This window comes from Pseudomonas sp. S1_E05 (genome assembly GCF_056337105.1).
This window is the reverse complement of the sequence record NZ_JBFRHM010000001.1, coordinates 2,770,383-2,794,607: the sequence shown is the minus strand read 5'-3', so window position 1 is coordinate 2,794,607 and position 24,225 is coordinate 2,770,383. Positions and strand designations below refer to the sequence as shown.

The 24,225-nt window shown below is 61.2% G+C and carries 15 protein-coding genes, 1 other RNA gene and 1 pseudogene; 11 read left to right on the top strand and 6 right to left on the bottom strand.

The features are described from left to right. Positions 1 to 160 precede the first annotated feature (160 nt). Positions 161 to 925 (top strand): GntR family transcriptional regulator, encoded by a 765-nt coding sequence (locus AB4N33_RS12885; RefSeq protein ID WP_460116929.1) that lies wholly within the window; start codon positions 161 to 163, stop codon positions 923 to 925. A 157-nt stretch (positions 926 to 1,082) separates the two neighbouring features. Here the strand turns inward: AB4N33_RS12885 and guaD are convergent, their stop codons facing one another. The 4 genes from guaD to xdhA form a co-directional block, all read right to left on the bottom strand. Beyond that, complete coding sequence (gene guaD, locus AB4N33_RS12880) at positions 1,083 to 2,387, bottom strand: guanine deaminase (RefSeq protein ID WP_476457477.1); 1,305 nt, start codon at positions 2,385 to 2,387, stop codon at positions 1,083 to 1,085. 7 nt (positions 2,388 to 2,394) lie between these two features. Next, positions 2,395 to 3,252: a xanthine dehydrogenase accessory protein XdhC gene (xdhC, locus tag AB4N33_RS12875; RefSeq protein ID WP_476457476.1), complete on the bottom strand. Its 858-nt coding sequence runs from the start codon at positions 3,250 to 3,252 to the stop codon at positions 2,395 to 2,397. 126 nt (positions 3,253 to 3,378) lie between these two features. Continuing rightward, complete coding sequence (xdhB, locus tag AB4N33_RS12870) at positions 3,379 to 5,778, bottom strand: xanthine dehydrogenase molybdopterin binding subunit (protein WP_460116926.1); 2,400 nt, start codon at positions 5,776 to 5,778, stop codon at positions 3,379 to 3,381. Continuing rightward, complete coding sequence (gene xdhA, locus AB4N33_RS12865; RefSeq protein ID WP_476457475.1) at positions 5,771 to 7,225, bottom strand: xanthine dehydrogenase small subunit; 1,455 nt, start codon at positions 7,223 to 7,225, stop codon at positions 5,771 to 5,773. The genes xdhB and xdhA overlap by 8 nt, the downstream gene beginning before the upstream one ends. A 268-nt stretch (positions 7,226 to 7,493) precedes the next feature. Here xdhA and AB4N33_RS12860 point away from each other — a divergent pair, with 268 nt between their 5' ends. From AB4N33_RS12860 to ffs, 6 genes are all read left to right on the top strand, one after another. Beyond that, positions 7,494 to 8,153: a GntR family transcriptional regulator gene (locus AB4N33_RS12860; RefSeq protein ID WP_476457474.1), complete on the top strand. Its 660-nt coding sequence runs from the start codon at positions 7,494 to 7,496 to the stop codon at positions 8,151 to 8,153. A gap of 2 nt (positions 8,154 to 8,155) precedes the next feature. After that, positions 8,156 to 11,644 (top strand): chromosome segregation protein SMC, encoded by a 3,489-nt coding sequence (gene smc / locus AB4N33_RS12855; protein WP_460116923.1) that lies wholly within the window; start codon positions 8,156 to 8,158, stop codon positions 11,642 to 11,644. A gap of 307 nt (positions 11,645 to 11,951) precedes the next feature. Further along, the gene (gene zipA / locus AB4N33_RS12850; protein ID WP_460116922.1) at positions 11,952 to 12,806 is read left to right on the top strand and encodes a cell division protein ZipA; all 855 of its coding nucleotides are present in this window, start codon (positions 11,952 to 11,954) and stop codon (positions 12,804 to 12,806) included. A 163-nt stretch (positions 12,807 to 12,969) separates the two neighbouring features. Beyond that, on the top strand, positions 12,970 to 15,327 hold the full coding sequence (gene ligA, locus AB4N33_RS12845; protein ID WP_476457473.1) for an NAD-dependent DNA ligase LigA: 2,358 nt from the start codon (positions 12,970 to 12,972) through the stop codon (positions 15,325 to 15,327). A 115-nt stretch (positions 15,328 to 15,442) separates the two neighbouring features. Then, entirely contained in the window at positions 15,443 to 16,609 is a 1,167-nt protein-coding gene (locus AB4N33_RS12840; protein ID WP_476457472.1) for a zinc-binding metallopeptidase family protein, read from the top strand. 228 nt (positions 16,610 to 16,837) lie between these two features. Continuing rightward, positions 16,838 to 16,934: signal recognition particle sRNA small type (gene ffs / locus AB4N33_RS12835), an RNA gene on the top strand. Positions 16,935 to 17,091: 157 nt separating this feature from the next. Here ffs and AB4N33_RS12830 read toward each other — a convergent pair. Further along, positions 17,092 to 17,418, bottom strand: coding sequence for a helix-turn-helix domain-containing protein (locus tag AB4N33_RS12830; RefSeq protein ID WP_460116919.1), 327 nt, complete (start codon positions 17,416 to 17,418; stop codon positions 17,092 to 17,094). Positions 17,419 to 17,829: 411 nt separating this feature from the next. On the opposite strand from AB4N33_RS12830, the pseudogene AB4N33_RS12825 reads away from it, so the two are divergent. Then, positions 17,830 to 19,529, top strand: a pseudogene (locus AB4N33_RS12825) (putative bifunctional diguanylate cyclase/phosphodiesterase). A gap of 9 nt (positions 19,530 to 19,538) precedes the next feature. Here AB4N33_RS12825 and AB4N33_RS12820 read toward each other — a convergent pair. Next, positions 19,539 to 20,285 carry a substrate-binding periplasmic protein gene (locus tag AB4N33_RS12820; RefSeq protein WP_460116917.1) on the bottom strand — a complete coding sequence of 249 codons (747 nt, stop codon included), beginning with the start codon at positions 20,283 to 20,285 and terminating at the stop codon, positions 19,539 to 19,541. Positions 20,286 to 20,428: 143 nt separating this feature from the next. Here AB4N33_RS12820 and dnaX point away from each other — a divergent pair, with 143 nt between their 5' ends. The 3 genes from dnaX to AB4N33_RS12805 all read left to right on the top strand — a co-directional run bounded on the left by dnaX (position 20,429) and on the right by AB4N33_RS12805 (position 24,222). Next, entirely contained in the window at positions 20,429 to 22,507 is a 2,079-nt protein-coding gene (gene dnaX, locus AB4N33_RS12815) for a DNA polymerase III subunit gamma/tau (protein ID WP_476457471.1), read from the top strand. A gap of 66 nt (positions 22,508 to 22,573) precedes the next feature. Continuing rightward, the gene (locus AB4N33_RS12810; protein WP_460116915.1) at positions 22,574 to 22,912 is read left to right on the top strand and encodes a YbaB/EbfC family nucleoid-associated protein; all 339 of its coding nucleotides are present in this window, start codon (positions 22,574 to 22,576) and stop codon (positions 22,910 to 22,912) included. Between the two features lie 275 nt (positions 22,913 to 23,187). Further along, positions 23,188 to 24,222, top strand: coding sequence for an NADP-dependent oxidoreductase (locus AB4N33_RS12805; protein WP_460116914.1), 1,035 nt, complete (start codon positions 23,188 to 23,190; stop codon positions 24,220 to 24,222). Positions 24,223 to 24,225 lie beyond the last annotated feature (3 nt).

Here is a 24,225-nt window from a genome sequence, read left to right as displayed (position 1 = left end):
GGCATTGCCATACAGCCGGTGCGACAAACAGCCGTACAGTCGTGTTGCCACCATCCATTGTGTACAATCGCCGTGTTTTTTACGCGATACTTGCCAGCGACCCGCTGTGTCGTATTACAGTCAAGGTCAATTCGCCGCCGTTCTCCCGACCCGAGTGCCCATGAACGAACAGTTGCAACCCCTCAAGAAACAACCGCGAGCAGGCAAAGCCGGCCGCAGCGGAACCCAGGACGATATTGTCTACGCGCATATTTTCGAGGCCATCCTTGAACAGCGCCTGGCGCCCGGCACCAAGTTGAGCGAAGAAGCGCTGGGGGAAATTTTCGGGGTCAGTCGCACCATCATCCGCCGTGCGCTGTCGCGTCTGGCGCATGAGGGGGTTGTGCTGTTGCGACCGAATCGTGGCGCCGTGGTGGCAAGCCCGAGTGTTGAAGAAGCGCGGCAGGTGTTCTTCGCCCGGCGTCTGGTCGAACGTGCAATCACCGAATTGGCTGTGCAACATGCCAATGCCGAAGAGCTCGCCGAGTTGCGCCAAATGGTCAACGACGAACGCGACAGCTTTTCCCGTGGCGATCGGGGTGCTGGCATTCGTTTGTCGGGCGAGTTCCACCTCAAGCTCGCCGAGGCGGCGAAGAATGCCCCATTGATCAGCTTCCAGCGCAGCCTGGTGTCCCAAACCTCGCTGATCATCGCCCAGTATGAAAGCGGCAACCGTTCCCACTGTTCCTACGATGAACACACACAACTGATCGATGCCATCGAAGCGCGTGACACCGAGCGGGCGGTGGATTTGATGATGCACCACATGAATCACATCGACAGCAAGCTCAACCTCGACGAGGAGAGTGCTTCGGACGATCTGCATGCGGTGTTCTCGCATCTGTTGCAGACCAAGAAGGCGGGGCGGTCGCCGGCCAAGATCTGATCTGGCACCGCGTCGCTTTCATCGCGGGCAAGCCCGCTCCTACAGAGCATTGTGAGCACCTGTAGGAGCGGGCTTGCCCGCGATGACGGCCTGACGGACACAAAAAATCCCCCGGACTGAAAAAAGGTAGCGGGGGATTTTTTATGCTTGAAAAACCTTACCGCTGATGCACCAGATTCCCCGCCGCATACGTCTGCGCCACCGTACGGTCATCCCCCAGCGTCATCAGCACAAACAACGTCTCGGCAATGTTCTTCGCCTGCTGCAAGCGGTAGGCGAGTAGCGGGGTGGCGTTGTAATCGAGGACCAGGAAGTCGGCGTCGCTGCCCGGTTGCAGGTTACCGATGCGGTCCTCGAGGCGCAGTGCGCGGGCGCCGCCGAGGGTCGCCAGGTACAGCGACTTGAACGGGCTCAGGCGTGCGCCCTGCAATTGCATGACCTTGTATGCCTCATTCAGGGTTTGCAGCAGCGAGAAACTGGTGCCGCCGCCAACGTCCGTGCCCAGGCCCACATTCACTTTATGTTTCTCGGCCATTGGCAGGTTGAACAGGCCGCTGCCGAGGAAGAAGTTCGAGGTCGGGCAGAACGCAATCGCCGAACCGGTTTGCGCCAGGCGCGCACATTCGTCGTCGCACAGGTGCACGCCGTGGGCGAACACCGAGCGCTCGCCCAGCAACTGATAGTGGTCGTAGACGTCGAGGTAGCCCTTGCGCTCCGGGAACAGCGCTTTGACCCACTCGACTTCCTTGAGGTTTTCACTGATGTGGGTCTGCATGTACAGGCCCGGGTACTCGCTGAGCAACTGACCAGCAAGGGTCAGTTGCTCCGGGGTGCTGGTCGGCGCGAAGCGGGGGGTCACCGCATAGTGCAGGCGACCCTTGCCGTGCCAGCGTTCGATCAGCGCCTTGCTTTCGACGTAGCTGGATTCGGCGGTGTCAGTCAGGTAGTCCGGGGCGTTGCGGTCCATCATCACCTTGCCGGCGATCATGCGCAGGTCCAGGCGCTCGGCGACCTCGAAGAACGAACTCACCGACTGTGGGTGCACGCTACCAAATACCAGCGCGGTGGTGGTGCCGTTGCGCAGCAGTTCCTTGACGAAGATGTCGGCGACCTGGTCAGCGTGGGCCTTGTCAGCGAACTGGCTTTCGCAGGGGAAGGTGTAGGTGTTGAGCCAGTCCAGCAGTTGCTCGCCGTAGGCGCCGACCATGCCGGTTTGCGGCAGGTGGATATGGGTGTCGATGAAACCCGGGGTGATCAGCGCATCCTGGTAATGGTTGATCTCGATATCGGTCGGCAGGGTCGGCAGCAGTTCGCTGGCGTGGCCGAGGGCGGTGATCTGGCCGTTATCGACCACCAGCAAGCCGTCCTCGAAATACTCATAGGACGCTTCGATCCCCACTTCGGCGGGGTCGGCGATGCTGTGCAGGATGGCGGCGCGGTAGGCTTTGCGAGTCAGAGGCATAAGGTTCTCAGTTCGAGGCTTTAAGTTGTGCGGTTTGACTGCGGCGCGACACCGGCAGCAGCTTGGCGATCGGTTCGGCACTGGATGTTTGCTGCCCGAAGTTCGCGTTATAGGTGGCGATGATTTCGCCGGCGATGGAGACAGCGATTTCCACCGGCAATTTGCCCTTGACCTCGCCGATGCCCATCGGGCAGCGCATGCGTTGCAGGACGGCGGCGTCGAAACCCCGGTCGCGCAGGCGGTGTTCGAACTTCACCCGTTTGGTCTTCGAACCGATCAGGCCGAAGTAGGTGAAGTCATTGCGCTTGAGGATTGCCGCCGTGAGTTCCAGGTCGAGTGAGTGGTTGTGGGTCATGACGATGCAGTAGCTGCCGGCGGGCAGGTCGTCGATTTCATCCACGGGCTCTTCGCTGACGATCTTGCGCACGCCGTGGGGGATCTGCTCCGGGAACTCGTCTTCCCGCGAGTCGATCCAGCGCACCCGGCAAGGCAGGCTGGCCAGCAGCGGCACAAGCGCTCGGCCGACATGCCCGGCGCCGAACACGGCGATCTGCGCCTGGACCTGGCCCATTGGTTCGAACAGCAGCACGGTGACGCCACCGCAGCACTGGCCAAGGCTGGCCCCCAGGCTGAAACGCTCCAGGTGGGTGTTTTGTTTGCCACTGGCGAGCATCTCGCGGGCGATGTGCATGGCCTTGTATTCCAGGTGTCCGCCACCGATGGTGTCGAACGCATGGCGGGCGCTGATGACCATCTTCGAGCCAGCATTGCGCGGCGTCGAGCCCTGCTCTTCGATGATGGTCACCAGCACGCAGGGTTCGCCGCGGTTTTGCAGGTCGGCGAGGGCGTCGATCCAGTTGTACATGTTTCACCCCTACAACATCGTTGTTTGTTCGGGCCTCATCGCGGGCAAGCCCGCTCCTACAGAGATCCATGGTGCGCAGAAGATCCCTGTAGGAGCTGGCTTGCCAGCGATGGGGTCACCTCGGTCTCAGAGCGAAGCCATCTCGGTTTCAGTCTCGTCAGCCTTGACCGCCTTCAACTGCCGCATCTGCTCGCAGCCCCACAACACCCGCTCCGGCGTCGCCGGCGCATCGATCTTCGGTTGATGTTTGTAATCACCGAGGCTCGCCACCGCATCCTTGATCGCGCACCATGCAGCGATGCCGAGCATGAACGGTGGTTCCCCCACGGCCTTGGAGTGGAACACCGTGTCTTCGGGGTTCTTGCGGTTTTCCACCAGCTTCACTCGCAGGTCCAGCGGCATGTCCGCCACGGCCGGGATCTTGTAGCTGGCCGGGCCGTTGGTCATCAGCTTGCCCTTGTTGTTCCACACCAGCTCTTCCATGGTCAGCCAGCCCATGCCCTGGATGAAGCCGCCCTCGACCTGGCCGATGTCGATGGCCGGGTTCAGCGAGGCGCCGACGTCGTGGAGGATGTCGGTTCGCAGCATCTTGTATTCGCCGGTCAGGGTGTCGACCAGCACTTCGCAGCACGCCGCACCGAAGGCGAAGTAGTAGAACGGCCGGCCACGCGCCTGGCTGCGGTCGTAGTAGATTTTCGGGGTCTTGTAGAAACCGGTGCTCGACAGCGACACCTGGGCGAAGTACGCCTGCTGGATCAACGCCTCGAAGGTGAGGATGTGATCGCGAACCCGCACGTGACCGTTGTGAAAGACCACATCTTCTTCGCTGACCTTGTAGTGTCGCGCGGCGAATTCCACCAGGCGCTGCTTGATCGTTTCGGCCGCATTCTGTGCCGCCTTGCCGTTGAGGTCGGCGCCACTGGACGCAGCGGTCGGCGAGGTGTTCGGTACTTTGTCGGTGTTGGTGGCGGTGATCTGCACGCGGTCCATTTCCACCTGGAAGACTTCGGCCACCACCTGCGCGACCTTGGTGTTCAAGCCCTGGCCCATCTCGGTGCCGCCGTGATTCAGATGGATGCTGCCGTCGGTGTACACGTGCACCAGGGCGCCTGCCTGGTTGAGGAAACTGGCGGTGAAGGAAATGCCGAATTTTACCGGGGTCAGCGCCAGGCCTTTTTTCAGGATCGGGCTGTTGGCGTTGTAACGGCGGATCGCTTCGCGGCGCTCGGCGTACTGGCTGCTTTCTTCCAGTTCGGCGGTCATTTCCTCGAGCATGTTGTGCTCGACGGTCTGGTAGTAATGGGTGACGTTGCGCTCGGTCTTACCGTAATAGTTGGCCTTGCGTACGGCCAGTGGGTCGAGGCCGAGGTGACGAGAGATGGCGTCCATCACTTCCTCGATGGCGACCATGCCTTGCGGACCGCCGAAACCACGGTAGGCGGTGTTCGACGCGGTATTGGTCTTGCAGCGATGGCCGTTGATGGTGGCATCGCCCAGGTAATACGAATTGTCCGAGTGAAACATGGCCCGGTCGACGATCGAGGCCGACAGGTCCGGCGAGCACCCGCAGTTGCCGGCCAGTTCCAGGGCAATGCCGTGCAGGCGGCCGGTGCTGTCGAAGCCGACATCGTATTCGACATAGAAAGGGTGGCGCTTACCGGTCATCAGCATGTCTTCGACGCGCGGCAGGCGCATCTTGGTTGGCTGGCCGGTGAGGTGGGCGATGACCGCGCACAGGCACGCCGGGCTGGCGGCCTGGGTTTCCTTGCCACCGAAGCCGCCTCCCATTCGGCGCATGTCGACCACGATCTTGTTCATCGACACGTCGAGCACTTCGGCGACGAGCTTCTGCACTTCGGTCGGGTTCTGCGTCGAGCAGTACACAATCATGCCGCCGTCTTCGGTCGGCATCACCGACGAGATCTGGGTTTCCAGGTAGAAGTGTTCCTGGCCGCCGATGTGCAAGGTGCCCTGTAGACGGTGTTCGGCTGTGGCTAATGCGCCGGCCGAATCGCCGCGCTGATGGGTGTGGCTGTCGAGCACGAAGTGGCGTTTGCGCAGGGCTTCGACGACGTCCAGCACCGGTTCCAGGTCTTCGTATTCGATGATCGCGGCCATGGCGGCCTTGCGCGCGGTTTCCAGATCCCTGGCGGCGACAGCCACCACCGGCTGGCCGACGAATTGCACGGTGTCGATGGCCAGCAACGGATCGCCCGGCAGCAGGGGGCCGATGTCTTTCAGACCCGGTACGTCTTCGTGGGTGATGGCGATGCGCACACCTTCGAAGGCATAGCAGGGGGTGGTGTCGATGCTGATGATCCGGGCATGGGCGCGGTCCGACAGGCGTGCATAAACGTGCAGCTGATTGGGGAATTCGAGGCGGTCGTCGATGTACTGCGCTTCGCCGGACACATGCTTGGCGGCGCTGTCGTGCTTGACGCTGCGGCCGACACCGGTGGTCAGGTCCTGCGCGAACAATTGCGCCAGTTCAGCCTGGGTCTTCTCTACGACGTGATGATTAGACATAAGCGGTCACCCGGGTCTCGATGTGCGGCGTTTGCAGTTCGATGAAGTATTTGCGCAGCAGGTTCTGGGCGCTGAGCAGGCGATATTCCTTGCTGGCGCGGAAGTCCGAGAGCGGCGTGAAATCCTCGGCGAGGGCGGCACAGGCACGCTCCACCGTGATGCTGTTGAACGGTGCGCCCCGCAATACGGTTTCGCAGGCATTGGCGCGTTTGGGGATCGCGGCCATGCCGCCGAAGGCCACGCGAGCATCGCTGATCACGCCGTTTTCCAGACGCAGGTTGAAGGCGGCGCAGACCGCGGAAATGTCATCGTCCAGGCGCTTGGACACCTTGTACGCCCGGAACAACTGTTCGGCGCTGGAGCGGGGCACGATGATCTTCTCGATGAACTCGCTGTCCTGGCGCGCCGTGACCCGGTAATCGATGAAGTAGTCCTCAAGGGCGATGGTGCGACGTGTGTCGCCCTTGCACAAAACGATCTGCGCGCCGAGGGCAATCAGCAGCGGTGGCGAGTCACCAATCGGTGAGGCGTTACCGATGTTGCCACCCAGAGTGCCCTGGTTGCGGATCTGCAAGGAGGCGAAGCGTTGCAGTAGTTCGCCAAAATCCGGGTACTCGGCCTTCAAGGCCTCGTAACAGTCGGACAGGGCAGTGGCAGCGCCGATTTCCAGACGATCGTCGAAGCGCTCGATGCGTTTCATTTCGGCGACATTGCCCACGTAGATCATCACCGGCAAGGTGCGGTGAAACTGCGTGACTTCCAGCGCCAGGTCGGTGCCGCCGGCCAGTAGCCGGGCTTGTGGATAGGCGTCGTAGAGGTCTGCCAGGTCGGCAACGGTCAGCGGCACCAGGCAGCGTTTGTCGCCACTGTTGAGTTCGCCGATGTCGGTGGGGGCGATCGCTTTCAGGCGGGTGATGGTCTCGGCCTCGCGGGCATCGAACTGGTCAGGCTTTTTCCCGCAGCACGATTGCTCGGCTGCTTCCAGGATCGGGCGATAGCCGGTGCAGCGGCACAGGTTACCGGCCAGGGCTTCGTGGGCCTTGTGAGGATCGGGGGCATCGCTGTTCTTTTGCAGGGCAAACAGCGACATGACAAAACCGGGTGTGCAGAAGCCGCATTGCGAGCCGTGGCACTCGACCATGGATTTTTGCACGCTGTGCAGTTCGCCCTGGTGCTTGAGGTCTTCGACGCTGATCAGTTGTTTGCCGTGCAGCGACGACACGAAGGTCAGGCAGGCGTTGAGGCTGCGATAGCGAATGTGTTCGCGCCCGGTCTCGTCGGTCTGCAACTCGCCGACGACCACGGTGCACGCGCCGCAGTCACCGCTGGCGCAGCCTTCTTTGGTGCCGGGCTTGCCCACATGGTCGCGCAGGTAATTGAGCACGGTCAGGTTTGGGTCCAGGGCGTGCTCGCTTCGAAGTTCCTGGTTGAGTAAAAACTGGATCACGGAAGGCCTCGCAGATTCATTATTGTTGTTAAGCGACTTGAACCGAATTTATCAGTTCTGACTTTTGGGTCAATGATTTTCTGACTTAAAGGTCAGGAAAAGTCATTTTGTCGATCAACAGCACGTTCCCTCAGTATTGACCCTTGCGGCGTCACCTGCTTTTTTGCGGGTTTCGTGCCAAAAACCGCTGTGTGGGCACTCCGCCACAACCCCTCATGTGCGCTACACTGCGCCGCTTGTGCAGATCGAAGAGTTTGAAGGGACAACCATGACGTTCAAGGCGCCGGACAGCCTCGCCGAGCAAATCGCGCACCACCTCGCCGAACGCATCATTCGCGGTGAAATGAAGCCCGGGGAGCGCATCCAGGAACAGAAGGTCACGCTGGCCCTCAATGTCAGTCGTGGTTCGGTCCGCGAGGCGCTGCTTATTCTCGAGCGTCGCCACCTGATCGCGATCCTGCCGCGACGCGGTGCCCACGTCACCGAGCTCACTGCCCACAAAGTGCGCAGCCTGTGCACCCTCATGGGCGAGTTGTACATCATGCTTGGCAACGCCGTGGCCACTGGCTGGCAAGTGCAGGCCGACCTCGCGCCGTTCGTGCAGATCCAGCAACGCCTGCAGGGCAGTTTCGAACGCCAGGACATCCGCACCTTCGTCGATGACAGCTTCAACGTGATGCGCGCCGCATATCCCTTCGCCGATAACCCGTATTTGCAGGAAACCGTCGAAAACCTGCAGCCGGCCATGAGCCGTGCGTATTTCCTGGCCCTGGACCAGCGCAAGGCGTCGATGAGCGAGTACCTGGCCTTGTTCTCCCAACTGCTGGGCGCGGTCATCGCCCGTGATTTCCAGCAGATACGTGAAGTGCTGACGGCCTATGGCCAGCGCAGCTGTGATCTGGTGATCTCTGCCCTGACGGACGCTTAAGCGTGCGGCTCAAGTGCATCAAGCTGGCGGGGTTCAAATCCTTCGTCGATCCGACCACGGTAAACTTCCCCAGTAACATGGCGGCGGTGGTCGGGCCCAATGGTTGCGGCAAGTCGAACATCATCGACGCCGTACGATGGGTGATGGGCGAGAGCTCGGCCAAGAACCTGCGTGGCGAGTCGATGACTGACGTCATCTTCAATGGCTCGACGAGCCGCAAGCCGGTGAGCCAGGCGAGCATCGAGCTGGTGTTCGATAACAGTGATGGCACCTTGATCGGCGAGTACGCCGCCTATGCGGAAATTTCCATTCGCCGCAAAGTGACCCGCGACAGCCAGAACAGCTACTTCCTCAACGGCGCCAAATGCCGCCGCCGTGACATCACCGATATTTTCCTCGGCACTGGCCTGGGGCCGCGCAGTTACTCGATCATTGAGCAGGGAATGATCTCCAAGCTGATCGAAGCCAAGCCGGAAGACTTGCGCAACTTCATCGAGGAAGCGGCGGGGATTTCCAAGTACAAGGAGCGTCGGCGCGAGACTGAAAACCGAATCCGGCGCACCCACGAAAACCTTGCGCGCCTGACCGACCTGCGCGAAGAGCTCGAACGCCAGCTCGAACGCCTGCACCGTCAGGCCGAGTCCGCCAAGAAATACCAGGAATACAAGGGCGAGGAGCGTCAGCTCAAGGCGCAGTTGTCGGCACTGCGCTGGCAGGCGCTGAACGAGCAGGTTGGTCAGCGCGAGGCCGTGATCGGCAATCAGGAAGTCACCTTCGAAGCATTGGTGGCCGAACAGCGCAACGCCGACGCCAGCATCGAACGCCTGCGTGACGGTCACCATGACCTGTCCGAGCGTTTCAACCTGGTGCAGGGGCGCTTTTATTCGGTCGGCGGCGACATCGCCCGGGTCGAGCAGAGCATCCAGCACGGTCAACAGCGTCTGCGGCAGTTGCAGGACGATTTGAAGGAAGCCGAACGCGCGCGCCTGGAAACCGAATCGCACCTGGGGCACGACCGCACCTTGCTGCTGACCCTCGGCGAAGAGCTGGACATGCTCGTGCCGGAGCAGGAGATCACCAGCGCTGCCGCCGAAGAAGCCGCCGCGGCGCTGGAAGAATCCGAAACCACCATGCACGGCTGGCAGGAACAGTGGGACGCGTTCAACCTCACAGCCGCGGAACCGCGTCGCCAGTCCGAAGTGCAGCAAGCGCGGATCCAACAGCTGGAAACCAGCCTGGAACGCTTGGCCGACCGGCAGAAACGCCTGGGCGAAGAGCGCGATTTGCTTTCGGCGGACCCGGAAGACGCGGCGATCATGGCGCTGACCGAACAGTTGGCGGCGAGTGAGGCGACCCTGGAAGACTTGCAGGCCAGTGAAGAGGCGCAGGTCGAGCGCCTTGAACAACTGCGCCAGCAACTGCAGCAGGCGCTGTCGGCGCAGCAACAGGCCCAGGGCGATTTGCAGCGCCTCAATGGGCGCCTGGCTTCGCTCGAAGCCTTGCAACAGGCTGCGCTCGATCCGGGCACCGGCACCGCCGAGTGGCTGCGCGAGCAACATCTGGCCGAGCGTCCGCGATTGGCTGAAGGCCTGAAAGTGGATGCGGGCTGGGAGTTGGCGGTGGAAACCGTGCTTGGCGCCGATCTGCAAGCGGTGCTGGTGGACGATTTCACCGGGGTCGACCTCGCGGGTTTCAGCCAGGGCGATCTGCGTTTACTCAGCCCCGCGAGCGATGGCGTGCGTGTGCCCGGCAGCCTGCTCGACAAGGTTGAAGCGCAGATCGACCTGTCTCCGTGGTTGGGCCAGGTCAAACCGGTCGACAGCCTGGAGCAGGCCTTGGCGCTGCGTGGTCAACTGGCGACCGGACAAAGCCTGATCAGCCGTGATGGCTACTGGGTTGGCCGGCACTTCCTGCGCGTGCGCCGGGCCAGCGAAGCGGAAAGCGGCGTGCTGGCGCGGGGCCAGGAAATCCAGCGACTGGGGCTTGAGCGCGAAGAGCGAGAGGCCTCGGTCGAGACCCTGGAAACGCAATTGCAGAACCTGCGGGCGCAACAGCGGCAACAGGAAAACGGTCGTGAACATTTGCGCCGACTGCTGCAAGACGAGGCGCGCCAGCAGGGCGAGCTCAAGGCGCAATTGTCCGCTGGCAAGGCCAAGGCCGAGCAATTGACCTTGCGCCGCCGCCGGCTCGATGAGGAGCTGGCCGAGCTGGCCGAGCAGCGCGAACTGGAGCACGAAAATATCGGTGAAGCGCGCCTGCAATTGCAGGACGCGCTGGATGCCATGGCGCTGGACACCGAGCAGCGCGAGCTGCTGCTGGCCCAGCGCGACAGCCTGCGCGAGCGTCTCGATCGCGTGCGTCAGGAAGCGCGGCAGCACAAGGATCATGCCCATCAATTGGCCGTTCGCCTGGGTTCGCTGCGGGCGCAGCACGACTCCACTCGCCAGGCGCTGGAACGTCTGGAAATGCAGTCCGAGCGCCTGACCGAAAAGCGCGAGCAACTGAGCCTCAATCTGGAGGAGGGCGAGGCGCCGCTGGAAGAGCTGCGCCTCAAGCTTGAAGAGCTGCTCGACAAGCGCATGACCGTCGATGAAGAACTCAAGACCGCGCAAATCGCCCTGGAAGATGCCGACCGTGAACTGCGCGACGCCGAAAAACGTCGTAACCAGGCCGAACAGCAATCGCAGCTGATTCGTGGCCAGATGGAATCCCAGCGCATGGAATGGCAAGCCCTGACCGTGCGCCGCAAGGCCCTTGAAGACCAGTTGCTGGAGGACGGTTACGATTTGCATGGCGTACTCGCCACGCTCGCGCCTGAGGCCAACGAGAAGGACGCCGAAGAAGAGCTCGAACGCATCGCTGCGCGCATTGCACGCCTGGGTGCGATCAACCTCGCGGCCATCGATGAATACCAGCAACAATCGGAGCGTAAACGTTATCTGGATGCGCAGAACGACGATTTGGTGGAAGCGCTGGATACCCTCGAGAACGTGATTCGCAAGATCGACAAGGAGACCCGCAACCGCTTCAAGGATACCTTTGATCAGATCAATGGTGGTTTACAGGCACTTTTCCCAAAAGTTTTCGGCGGAGGCAGCGCGTATTTGGAACTGACGGGCGAAGATCTACTCGATACAGGGGTGACAATCATGGCGCGCCCGCCCGGGAAGAAGAACAGCACCATCCATTTGCTCTCCGGCGGCGAGAAAGCGCTGACCGCATTGGCCCTGGTTTTTGCGATCTTCAAGTTGAATCCGGCACCGTTCTGCATGCTCGACGAAGTGGACGCGCCACTGGACGACGCGAACGTCGGCCGCTACGCACGACTGGTGAAGGAGATGTCGCAGACGGTGCAGTTCATCTACATCACCCACAACAAGATCGCCATGGAAATGGCCGATCAATTGATGGGGGTGACGATGCACGAGCCCGGATGTTCGCGATTGGTGGCGGTGGATGTCGAGGAGGCCATGGCGATGGTGGACGCCTAGCGGCGTAGCTTCGAGCTGCAAGCTGTAAGCTGCAAGAGGTTGTGCTTGGAACTTGAGGCTTGTAGCTTGAGCCGCGCGCCTGATTAAACGAGCAAATTGTTGGGCGAAGATGGCAAATCGACACAATTTGCGCGGCGATTTCGACAGACGGTGTAAAGTTGTCTTTGGTCGTGCTAGTTTAATGTCAAATTTTCGTATACGTGGGCAAAACGCCTGTCAGAACATAGAGTTGGCGCCACGTTTTAAAGCGGTTTACCAGTTGTAAACCCCTTATTTTTCAGCATTTTTTATAGAGGCACGGGATTACATGGAAATCGGTCTGCGCGAGTGGCTGATCGTCATCGGCATCATTGTCATTGCCGGTATTCTTTTTGATGGCTGGCGCCGGATGCGCGGCGGCAAGGGGAAACTGAAGTTCCGTCTTGATCGAAATCTGTCCAATTTGCCGGATGACGACGGTAATGCCGAGCTATTGGGCCCGTCCCGCGTGCTCGATACCCATAAAGAACCGCAACTGGACGAGCATGATCTGCCGTCGGTCAGCGCGCCGGCCCGTGAGGCTCGTGAGTCGGGTTCCAAACGTGGCAAGCGTGGCCATGGCGAACCATCCCAGGGCGACATGAACCTCAGCCTCGACCTCGACGGTGGCCCGAGCTTCAACAGCCGTGACGATGATTTTCCTGACGACAGCAAGTCCTCGCCGTCTCTGGGCGACAAGGAGCAGCCGCAAGCCGAAGAAGTGCTGGTGATCAGCGTGATCTGCCGCGACGCGGCCGGCTTCAAAGGACCGGCGCTGTTGCAGAACATCCTGGAAAGCGGTTTGCGTTTTGGCGAAATGGACATCTTCCATCGCCACGAAAGCATGGCCGGTAATGGCGAAGTGCTGTTCTCCATGGCCAACGCTGTCAAGCCGGGTATCTTCGACCTGGACGACATCGACCATTTCAGCACCCCGGCCGTTAGCTTTTTCCTCGGTCTGCCGGGTCCACGTCATCCCAAGCAAGCCTTCGACGTGATGGTGGCTGCGGCGCGCAAACTGTCCCAGGAGCTCAACGGCGAGCTCAAGGACGACCAGCGCAGCGTGCTGACCGCCCAGACCATCGAACACTACCGTCAGCGCATCGTTGAGTTCGAACGTCGCGCATTGACCCAGAAGCGTTGAGAACAGGATCGTGCCACGCGACCTGCACCTGTAGGAGCCGAGCTTGCTCGCGATGGCGTCTATGAGATCGCCATCGCGAGCAAGCTCGGCTCCTACAGTTAGTTTTGCCGCATCAACAGATTGAGCAGCCTCGGCTGCTCTTTTGCTTTATGAGAGAACACCCATGACCGCCGCCAAAAACCGCATTCTAGAGCTGCGCGCTGAACTCGATCAGCACAACTATCGTTATCACGTGCTGGACGAGCCGAGCATTCCGGACGCCGAATACGATCGCTTGTTCCACGAACTCAAAGCCCTCGAAGCGGCCAACCCGGAGCTGATCACCAGCGACTCGCCGACGCAGCGCGTCGGCAGCGCTGCGTTGTCGGCGTTCACCCAGGTGCGTCACGAAGTGCCGATGCTCAGCCTCGGCAACGCCTTCGAAGAAACTGATATGCGCGAGTTCGATCGCCGGGTGACCGAAGGTCTCGACCTGCCGGCCGGTGATCTGTTCGGCGGCGGTTCGGCAGTGGAATACAGTTGCGAGCCTAAACTCGATGGCCTGGCGGTCAGCCTGCTGTATCAGGACGGCGTACTGGTGCGCGGCGCGACCCGTGGCGACGGCACCACCGGCGAAGACATCAGCGTCAACGTGCGCACCGTGCGCAACATTCCGTTGAAGCTGCAAGGCACTGGCTGGCCGGCGACCCTGGAAGTGCGCGGTGAGGTGTTCATGTCCAAGGCCGGTTTCGAACGCCTGAACGCTACGCAGCTTGAAGTGGGTGGCAAAACCTTCGCCAACCCGCGCAACGCGGCAGCGGGTAGCTTGCGCCAACTGGATTCGAAGATTACCGCCAACCGTCCGCTGGAGTTCTGCTGCTACGGCATTGGTCAGGTCTCGCAAGACATCGCCGACACCCACATTGGCAACCTCAAGCAGCTGCAAGCCTGGGGCCTGCCGATCAGCCGCGAGCTGAAGCTGGCGCATGGCATCGACGAGTGCCTGGATTACTACCGCGACATCGGTGAGCGCCGCAATGGCCTGGCTTATGAAATCGATGGCGTGGTGTTCAAGGTCAACAGCATCGCCTCCCAGCGTGAGCTGGGTTTCCGTGCGCGTGAACCGCGCTGGGCGATTGCCCACAAATTCCCGGCAATGGAAGAGCTCACCGAACTGCTCGACGTGGAATTCCAGGTCGGTCGTACCGGTGCGGTGACCCCTGTCGCCCGATTGAAGCCGGTGAAGGTCGCCGGCGTCACCGTGGCCAACGCAACGCTGCACAACATGGATGAAGTGGCGCGCCTGGGCCTGATGATCGGCGACACCGTGATCATTCGCCGCGCCGGCGATGTGATTCCGCAAGTGGTGCAGGTGGTGCTCGAGCGTCGCCCTAAGGATGCACGCGCCGTACAGATTCCCGAGCGTTGCCCGGTGTGCGGTTCCCATGTCGAACGTACCCAACTGGTCAAGCGCAGCAAGGGTCGCGAAACCGTCAGTGAAGGCGCGGTGTATCGCTGCGTTGGCCGACTGGCCTGCGGCGCGCAGCTGAAACAGGCAATCATTCACTTCGTGTCGCGCCGCGCCATGGACATCGAAGGCCTGGGCGACAAGAGCGTCGAGCAACTGGTCGATGAAGGTCTGGTGAGTTCGCCGGCCGACCTTTATGCGCTGAAGTTCGAAGACATCGTCGAGCTCGAAGGTTTTGCCGAGCTGTCGAGCAAAAAGTTGCTCAGCGCCATCGAGGACAGCAAGCGCCCGAGCCTGGCGCGCTTCATCTATGCCCTGGGCATTCCCGATGTCGGCGAGGAGACGGCCAAGGTCCTGGCGCGCTCGCTGGGGTCGCTGGAGCGGGTCCAGCAGGCATTGCCAAACGTGCTGACCTACTTGCCGGACGTAGGGCTGGAAGTGGCCCACGAGATTCACAGCTTTTTTGAAGACAAGCACAACCAGCAAGTCATCGCCGATCTGCTCAAGCATGGTTTGCAGATTCAGGATCAGGGCGAGCTGAGTGCCGAGTTCGCTGCCAGCACGACCCTCGGTGGTTTCCTGGACAAGCTGCACATTCCGTCGGTCGGGCCGGGTGGCGCGCAGAAACTTGCGGAAAAATTCGGGTCGCTGGAAGGCGTGTTCAATGCCGATTGGCTGGACATGCGCCAGGCCCTGCCGGAAAAGCAGGCCAACTCGGTTCGGGAGTTTTTTGCCTTGGCCGAAAACCGGGAGTTGGCGCAAGCGGCGGAGCAACAATTGCGCGATTTCGGCATGCACTGGTTGAGCGAGAAAAAAGTCGTCGAAGGCTTGCCGCTGACGGGCCAGACCTGGGTGCTGACCGGCTCGCTGGAGTTGATGAGTCGCGACGTGGCCAAGGACAAGCTGGAAAGCCTCGGCGCCAAGGTGGCCGGTTCGGTATCGGCCAAGACCCACTGCGTGGTGGCGGGGCCCGGTGCGGGCTCCAAATTGGCCAAGGCGAATGAGCTGGGGTTGAAGGTGCTGGATGAGGAGGCGTTTGTCAGTTTCCTGGGTGAGCACGGCATATCTGCGTAGCTACCTCCTGTAGGAGCGAGCTTGCTCGCGATGATGATCGTTCCCACGCACGGCGTGGGAACGATCTCGATGGAGCAATGATCTAGTCTTGGCAACCCCCAAGGAAGAGATCGCCATGCTCCGTTTCTTCGAACAGCTCAGTTCGCGCATCGCCGCGCCCTTCATCGGCGAGCGTTCGCGCAACAGCAAGGTGTGGAACTGCCGCTGCGGGCAATCGCTGTTTTTTCCCAACAGCCAATGCCTGGCCTGTTCGGCGGCCCTGGGTTATCAGCCACAGCAAGGCCGCCTGACCTCCATGCAACCCGCCGAACAGGCGGGCACCTGGCTACTCGACGCCGACCCCGACGCCGGTGCCTGGCGCCGCTGTGCCAACCTCGACTCGCCGGCCGCCTGCAACTGGCTGTTTCCGGCCAGCGATTCTCACAGCTTATGCATCGCGTGCCGACTCAATCGCACCATCCCCGACCTGTCGATTGACGACAACCACGAGCGCTGGCGCAAGGTCGAAGCAGCCAAGCGCCGGCTGGTCGCCCAGTTGCTCGGCCTGGGCCTGCCGATCGTGCCCCGGTCCGAAGACGCCGAGGCGGGCCTGGCGTTCGACTTCATCGGCGTCGACCTGGAAGGCAAGCCGCCCACCACCGGCCACGCCAATGGCCTGATTACCCTGGATATCAGCGAAGCTGACGACGCCCACCGCGAACAGGTGCGGGTGCACATGCATGAGCCGTATCGCACGCTGCTGGGGCATTTTCGGCACGAAGTCGGCCACTATTACTGGGATCGATTGATTGCAAACACCGAGTGGCAGGCGCCGTTTCGTGACCTGTTCGGTGACGAGCGGGCGAGCTACGCCGACGCGCTGGAACGCCATTACCAGCAAGGTGCGCCTTTGGATTGGCAGCAACACTTCGTCAGCGCTTACGCCACCATGCATCCGTGGGAAGACTGGGCGGAAACCTGGGCGCACTACCTGCACATGATGGACGCAGTGGACACGGCCCTCGGTTTCGGCATGAGCGCCCGGGAGATGGACCTCGACTACCAGCCGTTCCCGGCCAGCGTCCTGTTCGATTCACAGCACCCCGGCGGCGCGGCGTTCCTCTCGTTCGTCAACGCCTGGATCGAACTGGCGAGCATGCTCAACGAACTGTCGCGCAGCATGGGGCAGGCAGATTTCTACCCCTTCGTCCTGCCACCGGCGGCCATCGCCAAGCTGCATTTCATCCATTTGGTCATCCAGCAGGCGGGCGGCAGGGCAGATGAAGTGGTGCAGGACATCTAAACCACCGGCCTTGCGGACGCCTTCGCGGGCAAGCCCGCTCCCACAGGATTTCAGGGTGAACAGGCAATTTGTTCACAGCGAAGATCCCTGTGGGAGCGGGCTTGCCCGCGATAGTTTGCATGTCCTTGAACCCACTCAAATTTTTTATCCCGGCCAACGGTTGTAACTTCGTCCCAGACAGGTACAATGGCGCGGCTCGCCGTCAGGCGGGCGTCGTTATGGTGACCCCATCGGTCCCCCCGCAACGATTACCCGTGAACCTGGTCAGAGCCGGAAGGCAGCAGCCACAGCGGGAACATTGTGTGCCGGGGTGTGGCTGGTGGGGTTGCCTCCATAACGCTACGCGGACCCTCTCTCGCGTTATCCCGCTTAAATCATCTTCCTTGCTCTGTCCTGAATGTGCTCAGGGGCGGATTTTTGTCGTTTGCGATTTGGCACACAAAAAAGGAGGCCGACCTGTCGATTCAGGTCGGCCTCCTTTTTTATGTCTGTCGCTCGAGCTTTGAAAGGGCCTGGTCGACCGCGGCGATCAGCTTGCCCAGATCCTTCGGCGCGGTTTTGTGGATGACGGAGAACAGGTAAGCGCGTTGTTCGTCTTCATCATCCAGATCGACAAAAAATGCCTTGAGCTGGACCCCCAGCACAGTGGCAAGCAGGAACAGCGCCTCCACGCTGGGCGTGTAGGTCCCGGTTTCGAAGCGGCTGATGGTTTTGGGGTCAAAACCGGTCCTTTCACCGAGCTCAGCCTGAGTAAGCCCTGCGACCTTGCGGTAACGACGAATGGCTGAACCCAAGCTTGAAATTTGCATCGCTCAATTCCCATTTAGAATCAAGAACTTAACGATAGATTTTCGCATTAGGCAACCGCTCGATTCATCACTTTGCTATGCAAATTGTGATGTAATTCGTAGAATCGTCACTCCCAAGGGGATATTGGGTGTCCGGTTCTCTGAAGTTCGCCTGGTGGCGCAGAGCCAGCACTGCGCTCCTCCCCACCAGTGAGTGGCGGGCTCAGCTTGGCTTTGCCGTGCAAAAAATTACCGAAATGGCCGTTGCTGCGTCTCTGTCGTTGAGGCTAGTAGATCGGCGGCTACCAATGGGCCATCAATGGCTGTACATGGAGTGATCACGTGGCGCTGCGCAAGTGGATTCAACTCTTCTTTACCGGTTATTGCGCGCTGGTCGAACGCGATCGCCGCTAGCGGCAGTGAGCCTGAATCATGGACGAGAAATACCGCAGGGCCGTGGATGCCGCCGCGATTTTTTCCGAGACGGACGTCACCGGTCGGATCACCTACGTCAACGATCAGTTCTGCGCCGTGTCCGGCTACAGTCGTGACGAACTGCTCGGACAGAACCATCGTCTGCTCAATTCCGGGCTGCACCCGACCGAATTCTTCCTCAACATGTGGCGCACCATCGCCTTGGGCAATGTGTGGAAGGGGAAATCTGCAATCGCGCCAAGGACGGCAGTCTGTTCTGGGTAGAGAGCACCCTGGTGCCGGTGCTGGACGACATCACTGGGCGGATTCACCGTTTCCTCGCCATTCGTTTCGACATCAGTGAAAAACGCCAACTGTTGCATTCCCTGCAATGGCGCGTGGGGCATGACGTCCTGACCGGCCTGCCCAATCGTGCGTTTCTTTCCGACTTGCTCGACCAGGCGTTGGCCTTTTCCCGTCAGGAAAACATTCCCTTGGCGGTGTGTATGCTCGACCTCGATGGTTTCAAGGCCGTCAATGATGGCTACGGGCATGCCAGTGGCGATCTGTTGCTGGTGGAAGTGGCCAGGCGCTTGCGCGACATCGTTCGCGGTGAAGACGTGGTGGCGCGGCTGGCGGGTGACGAGTTCGTGCTGGTGTTGCGTTATGTGCGCGACCTGCCGGAGCTGCGCGCGGCGCTCAATCGGGTGCTGGGGGCATTGTCTGCCCCTTATTCGGTGCAGGGCAAGGCGCTCAATGTCTTCGCCAGTATCGGTGTGACGCTGTTTCCCCATGACGACGAAGACGCCGAAACCTTGCTGCGCCACGCCGATCAGGCCATGTACGTGGCCAAACAGAGCGGGCGCAACCGGTTCCATTTGTTCGATGTGGGGCGCGATCAGGAGGTCAAGGCGACGCACAAGACCGTCGAGCGGGTGCGGCAGGCGCTGGCTGCTGGTGAATTGCGCCTTTATTACCAGCCCAAGGTGCATATGCGTCATGGCGTCATCGTCGGGTTCGAGGCGCTGCTGCGCTGGGAGCATCCGCAGAAGGGCACGATCCCGGCTCGGGAGTTCTTGCCGGTGGTGGCGCAAACTGACCTGATCATCGACATCGGAGAATGGGTGATCGATCAGGTGTTGCAACAATTGGGTCGTTGGCAGGCCGCCGGGCAGGGCTGGCCGATCAGCGTGAACATTGCCGCCCGGCATTTCCAGCGTGCCGACTTTGTCGACCGCCTTGATCAGTTGCTCGCGCGGCATGCCCACGTCCCGCCGCAGAGGCTGGACCTGGAAATCGTCGAGTCGGTCGCCGTCGAGAACATCCAGCATGTCAGTGCTTGCCTGCAAGCCTGTCAGGCGCTTGGGGTTCAGTTCTCGTTAGGGGACTTCGGCACGGGGTATTCCTCGCTCAGTTACCTCAAGCGCTTGCGCACGCAGACGATCAAGATCGACCGCTCGTTCATTCGAGACATTCTGCATGATCACGACGATCTGGCCCTGACCAAGGCCGTGATAGGCCTGGCACGGGCGTTTGGCCGGCAGGTGATTGCCGAAGGGGTGGAAAGCATCGAACATGGCCGGATGCTGTTGCAACTGGGGTGCGACATTGGCCAGGGATATTTCATCGCCCGTCCGATGCCGGAGGACGAGGTGCAGCGTTGGGCCGAACAGTATGTTGCGCCACGGCCATGGCGGCTGGACGAGGCCGTTCCGTGAAAAGGGCGCTTATCGATTGTCCGCATTACCCACATACAGCCGGATGATGTCGTCGATCTCCCCGGACATTTTCATCCGCAGCAGCGTGCGCAGGATGCGCTGCACGGGCACGTTCGGATCGTTGCGAACGAAGCAGCCAACACTTTGCTCCTGCAGCACCGCCACGCCTTGCAGTTGCCGATCTGAGGGCTGGCGCTGGTTGAACCAGTCCAGTGTCCACAGATTGCTCACCGCATAGCGATAGCGTCCGGCCAGCAGCTTCTCCAGCGCCTGATCCTGACTGCGCGCGTCCTCGCGCAGCAAGTGGCCGTTGTCGAACAGGGGTTGCAAGGTCGGATAGCTGTAACCCAGCACCGTACCGATGGTCTGGCGCGGCAGGTCTGCCGGGACCACGGCGAGTGGCGGGCCCCGGCGGCTGACCAGCACGTCCGGTTGAGTCCACAGCGGGATGCTCCAGATATAGTCGCCGGATTGATTCGGCAGCCACGATTGCGCGGCATAACAGCGCACATCGACTTCACCATGTTCCATCGCGCCCTGCACGCGTGCCCGGGGCAACACATGGAACTCGGCCGGCACGCCGACCTGAGTGGCCAGGCTGAGCATCGCGTCATACAGGATGCCTTGGGTCGGCTGGCCGCGCTCCAGTTGCACCATCGGCATGGCCCAACTGTCGGGCAGCACAAAGCGCAAGGGCGCCTCTGCGGCGCTGGCGTTCAGACCGATCAACAGCAGTGCCCCCAAGGCCAGCCGCATAGACGCTCCAGTACGGATCGAACCCGGGCCAATAAAAGCCCCAAGTGTGCATCTTAGCCAGATTAGACGAGCATGCCGGATGCAATTTTGCCCTTGCTCCGCTAGCATTAGCCGCTTCTGTTCCTTGGTTGCGACGGTTTTCGATGAGTTATCAGGTTCTTGCACGTAAATGGCGTCCGCGCTCGTTCCGCGAAATGGTCGGCCAGACCCATGTGCTCAAGGCTCTGATCAATGCCTTGGACAGCCAGCGGCTGCACCATGCCTACCTGTTTACCGGTACACGCGGGGTCGGCAAGACCACCATTGCGCGGATCATCGCCAAGTGCCTGAACTGTGAAACCGGCATCACCTCCAGCCCCTGTGGCGAGTGTTCGGTATGCCGTGAGATCGATGAAGGGCGCTTCGTCGACCTGATCGAGATCGACGCCGCGAGCCGGACCAAGGTCGAGGACACCCGCGAGCTGCTGGATAACGTGCAGTACGCGCCAAGCCGTGGGCGCTTCAAGGTCTACCTGATCGACGAAGTGCACATGCTGTCCAGTCACTCCTTCAACGCGCTGTTGAAAACCCTTGAAGAGCCGCCGCCCTACGTCAAGTTCATCCTGGCGACCACCGATCCACAGAAACTTCCTGCAACGATTTTGTCCCGTTGCTTGCAGTTCTCCCTGAAAAACATGACCCCGGAGCGGGTGGTCGAGCATTTGACCCATGTGCTGGGCGTCGAGAACGTTCCGTTCGAAGACGATGCGCTTTGGTTGCTGGGCCGTGCTGCCGATGGTTCGATGCGCGATGCCATGAGCCTGACCGACCAGGCGATTGCCTTCGGTGAAGGCAAGGTCATGGCCGCCGACGTGCGGGCAATGCTTGGCACCCTCGACCATGGTCAGGTGTATGACGTCTTGCATGCGCTGATCGAAGGTGATGCCAAGGCATTGCTCGAAGCGGTGCGCCACCTCGCCGAGCAAGGCCCCGACTGGAACGGCGTGCTGTCTGAAATTCTCAACGTGCTGCACCGGGTCGCCATCGCCCAGGCCTTGCCTGACGGCGTCGACAACGGCCACGGCGATCGCGACCGGGTGCTGGCACTGGCCCAGGCCTTGCCCGCCGAAGACGTGCAGTTCTATTACCAGATGGGCCTGATCGGCCGCCGCGATCTGCCGCTGGCACCGGACCCGCGTGGTGGTTTCGAGATGGTTCTGCTGCGGATGCTCGCGTTCCGTCCGGCAGACACCGAGGGCGCACCGAGGCAACCGCTAAAGCCAGTGGGAATCAGCCAGGCCACGGTTGATTCCGCCAAGTCAGTGGCTGCCGCACCGGTGGTTGCGCCGGTAGTCGTTGCAGCGCCGGCACCGGCTGCCGTTCCTGAGCCCACGCCCGAGCCGGTCGCTCCTGTGGTTGCGCCTGAGCCGGTTGCCGAGCCTGAGCATGTCGCGGTGGAAGAAGTCGTCGACCTGCCTTGGAACGATCCGGTAGAGCCCGAACCCGAAGTCATCCAGCAGCCTGCCGTCGAGCCGGTGCTGGAAACCATCGCTGAACAGCCCGAGCTGCCGCCAGTCCTGGCGCAGACGCCGGACAGCGTCGTGCCGGACGCACCGGACGTCCCGGAGTGGGCCTCTGCGTCGATTCCCGAGCCTTCTGTGGCTGACGTCGATGCCGCCACACCAGGCATCGACCTGGACGACGATGAGCCGCCGCTGGACGAGGACTACATCGAACCGGACATGGATTCGGCGTACAGCTACCTCGACGAACTGGCCAGCGAACACACCTCAGAGCCCGCGCCGGAGCCCGAGCCGGAACCTGCAGCGATGCCCGCCACCGGACTGGCGCTGGAATGGTTGGAGCTGTTCCCGAAATTGCCTATTTCCGGCATGACTGGCAGCATCGCCGCCAACTGCACATTAATCGCTGTCGATGGCGACACCTGGCTGTTGCACCTCGATCCAGCCCATAGCGCGCTGTTCAACGCGACCCAGCAACGTCGGCTCAACGATGCGTTGAACCAGTACCACGGACGCCCATTGACCCTGAACATCGAGCTCATCAAGCCCGAGCAGGAAACGCCCGCCCAGGCGGCATCCCGTCGTCGTGCCGACCGACAGCGCGAGGCGGAGGAATCGATCCATGGCGATCCGTTCATCCAGCAGATGATGCAGCAGTTCGGCGCGGTGATCCGTAACGATACTATTGAACCTGTCGAGGCCCTGGTCAGTCAGGGCTAGTAACTGAAGGCGTTCGACCTGGTGGCCGGACGCTGCTTGATATCCACGTACTTTGAGGTGATTACCATGATGAAAGGTGGCATGGCCGGCCTGATGAAGCAGGCGCAGCAAATGCAGGAAAAAATGGCCAAGATGCAGGAAGAGCTGGCCAACGCCGAAGTCACCGGTAAGGCCGGTGGCGATATGGTCACCGTGGTGATGACCGGTCGTCATGACTTGAAGAGCGTGAGCATTGACCCGAGCCTGGTCGAAGGCATGAGTGAAGACGACAAGGAAATGCTGGAAGCGGTCATTGCTGCGGCCGTCAACGACGCCGTGCGCAAGATCGAAGCCAACAGCCAGGAAAAAATGGGCAGCATGACCGCTGGCATGCAACTGCCACCGGGTATGAAAATGCCTTTCTGATTCGCCTTGGCGGATGAGATGAGTTAAACAGGATGCCAGGCTGAGTGCCTGGCATTTTTGTTTGTGCCTGAACGATATGTGGTGATTGTGAGGGTGCCATCGCGGGCAAGCCCGCTCCTACAGAAGACTTGTGAACACCACCGATCCAGTGTGGGAGCGGGCTTGCCCGCGATGGCGTCACCTCGGCCTTTCGGTCGGAAACATCGAACCCCAAACCGCCACCAAGGTCTGCTCATCTACACCGGCCAATCTCAACGATCAAAGGAGACGCTCACATGTCCGAAGCATTGACCCTCAACCAACGTATCGTACTGGCGTCCCGTCCGGTGGGCGCACCGACGCCCGAGAACTTCCGTCTGGAAAGGGAGGCACTGCCGGAGCTGGCCGATGGTCAGGTGTTGCTCAAGACACTTTATCTGTCGCTGGACCCTTACATGCGCGGGCGCATGAGTGACGCACCGTCCTACGCGGCACCGGTGCAGATCGGCGAGGTGATGACCGGCGGTGCTGTCAGTCGGGTCGAGCGTTCCTTGAACCCCAAGTTCCACGAAGGCGACCTGGTGGTCGGCGCTACCGGCTGGCAGAGCCACAGCATCAGTGACGGGCGCAACATCATTGCGGTGCCGTCCGGACTGCCGAGCCCGTCGATGGCCTTGGGCGTGCTGGGCATGCCGGGTATGACTGCCTACATGGGCTTGATGGATATCGGCCAGCCCCAAGAGGGTGAAACACTGGTGGTGGCTGCGGCGTCCGGCGCGGTCGGTTCCGTGGTGGGCCAGGTCGCGAAGATCAAGGGCTTGCGGGTCGTCGGCGTGGCGGGCGGTGCGGACAAATGCCGCTACGTGGTCGAAGAACTGGGGTTCGATGCCTGCATCGACCACAAAGGCGCGAATTTCGCCAGCGAACTGGCGTCGGCCTGTCCCAATGGCATCGACATCTATTACGAGAATGTCGGGGGCAAGGTCTTCGATGCGGTCGTGCCGTTGCTCAATCCCAAGGCACGTATTCCCTTGTGCGGCCTGATTGCGTCCTACAACGCCAGCGAGGCGCCGACCGGCCCGGATCGCCTGCCACAGTTGCAGCGCACGTTGCTGACCAAGCGCGTGCGCATCCAGGGATTCATCGTGTTCGATGACTACGGTGACCGCCAGCCGGAATTCGTCAGCGCCATGGCCCCGTGGGTGCGCGATGGCAAGGTGAAATTCCGCGAGGACGTGGTTGACGGTCTCGAGAACGCGCCCGAGGCGTTCATTGGCCTGCTGGAGGGACGCAACTTCGGCAAACTGGTGGTGCGAGTCGCGCAGGACTGAGTA

What these genes read in the sequence shown, in the direction of transcription:
- AB4N33_RS12885 (WP_460116929.1), top strand. Translation starts at nt 161, where the DNA reads ATGAACGAACAGTTGCAACCCCTCAAGAAACAACCGCGAGCAGGCAAA.
- guaD (WP_476457477.1), bottom strand. Translation starts at nt 2,387, where the DNA reads ATGCCTCTGACTCGCAAAGCCTACCGCGCCGCCATCCTGCACAGCATC.
- xdhC (WP_476457476.1), bottom strand. Translation starts at nt 3,252, where the DNA reads ATGTACAACTGGATCGACGCCCTCGCCGACCTGCAAAACCGCGGCGAA.
- xdhB (WP_460116926.1), bottom strand. Translation starts at nt 5,778, where the DNA reads ATGTCTAATCATCACGTCGTAGAGAAGACCCAGGCTGAACTGGCGCAA.
- AB4N33_RS12860 (WP_476457474.1), top strand. Translation starts at nt 7,494, where the DNA reads ATGACGTTCAAGGCGCCGGACAGCCTCGCCGAGCAAATCGCGCACCAC.
- zipA (WP_460116922.1), top strand. Translation starts at nt 11,952, where the DNA reads ATGGAAATCGGTCTGCGCGAGTGGCTGATCGTCATCGGCATCATTGTC.
- ligA (WP_476457473.1), top strand. Translation starts at nt 12,970, where the DNA reads ATGACCGCCGCCAAAAACCGCATTCTAGAGCTGCGCGCTGAACTCGAT.
- AB4N33_RS12840 (WP_476457472.1), top strand. Translation starts at nt 15,443, where the DNA reads ATGCTCCGTTTCTTCGAACAGCTCAGTTCGCGCATCGCCGCGCCCTTC.
- AB4N33_RS12830 (WP_460116919.1), bottom strand. Translation starts at nt 17,418, where the DNA reads ATGCAAATTTCAAGCTTGGGTTCAGCCATTCGTCGTTACCGCAAGGTC.
- AB4N33_RS12820 (WP_460116917.1), bottom strand. Translation starts at nt 20,285, where the DNA reads ATGCGGCTGGCCTTGGGGGCACTGCTGTTGATCGGTCTGAACGCCAGC.
- dnaX (WP_476457471.1), top strand. Translation starts at nt 20,429, where the DNA reads ATGAGTTATCAGGTTCTTGCACGTAAATGGCGTCCGCGCTCGTTCCGC.
- AB4N33_RS12810 (WP_460116915.1), top strand. Translation starts at nt 22,574, where the DNA reads ATGATGAAAGGTGGCATGGCCGGCCTGATGAAGCAGGCGCAGCAAATG.
- AB4N33_RS12805 (WP_460116914.1), top strand. Translation starts at nt 23,188, where the DNA reads ATGTCCGAAGCATTGACCCTCAACCAACGTATCGTACTGGCGTCCCGT.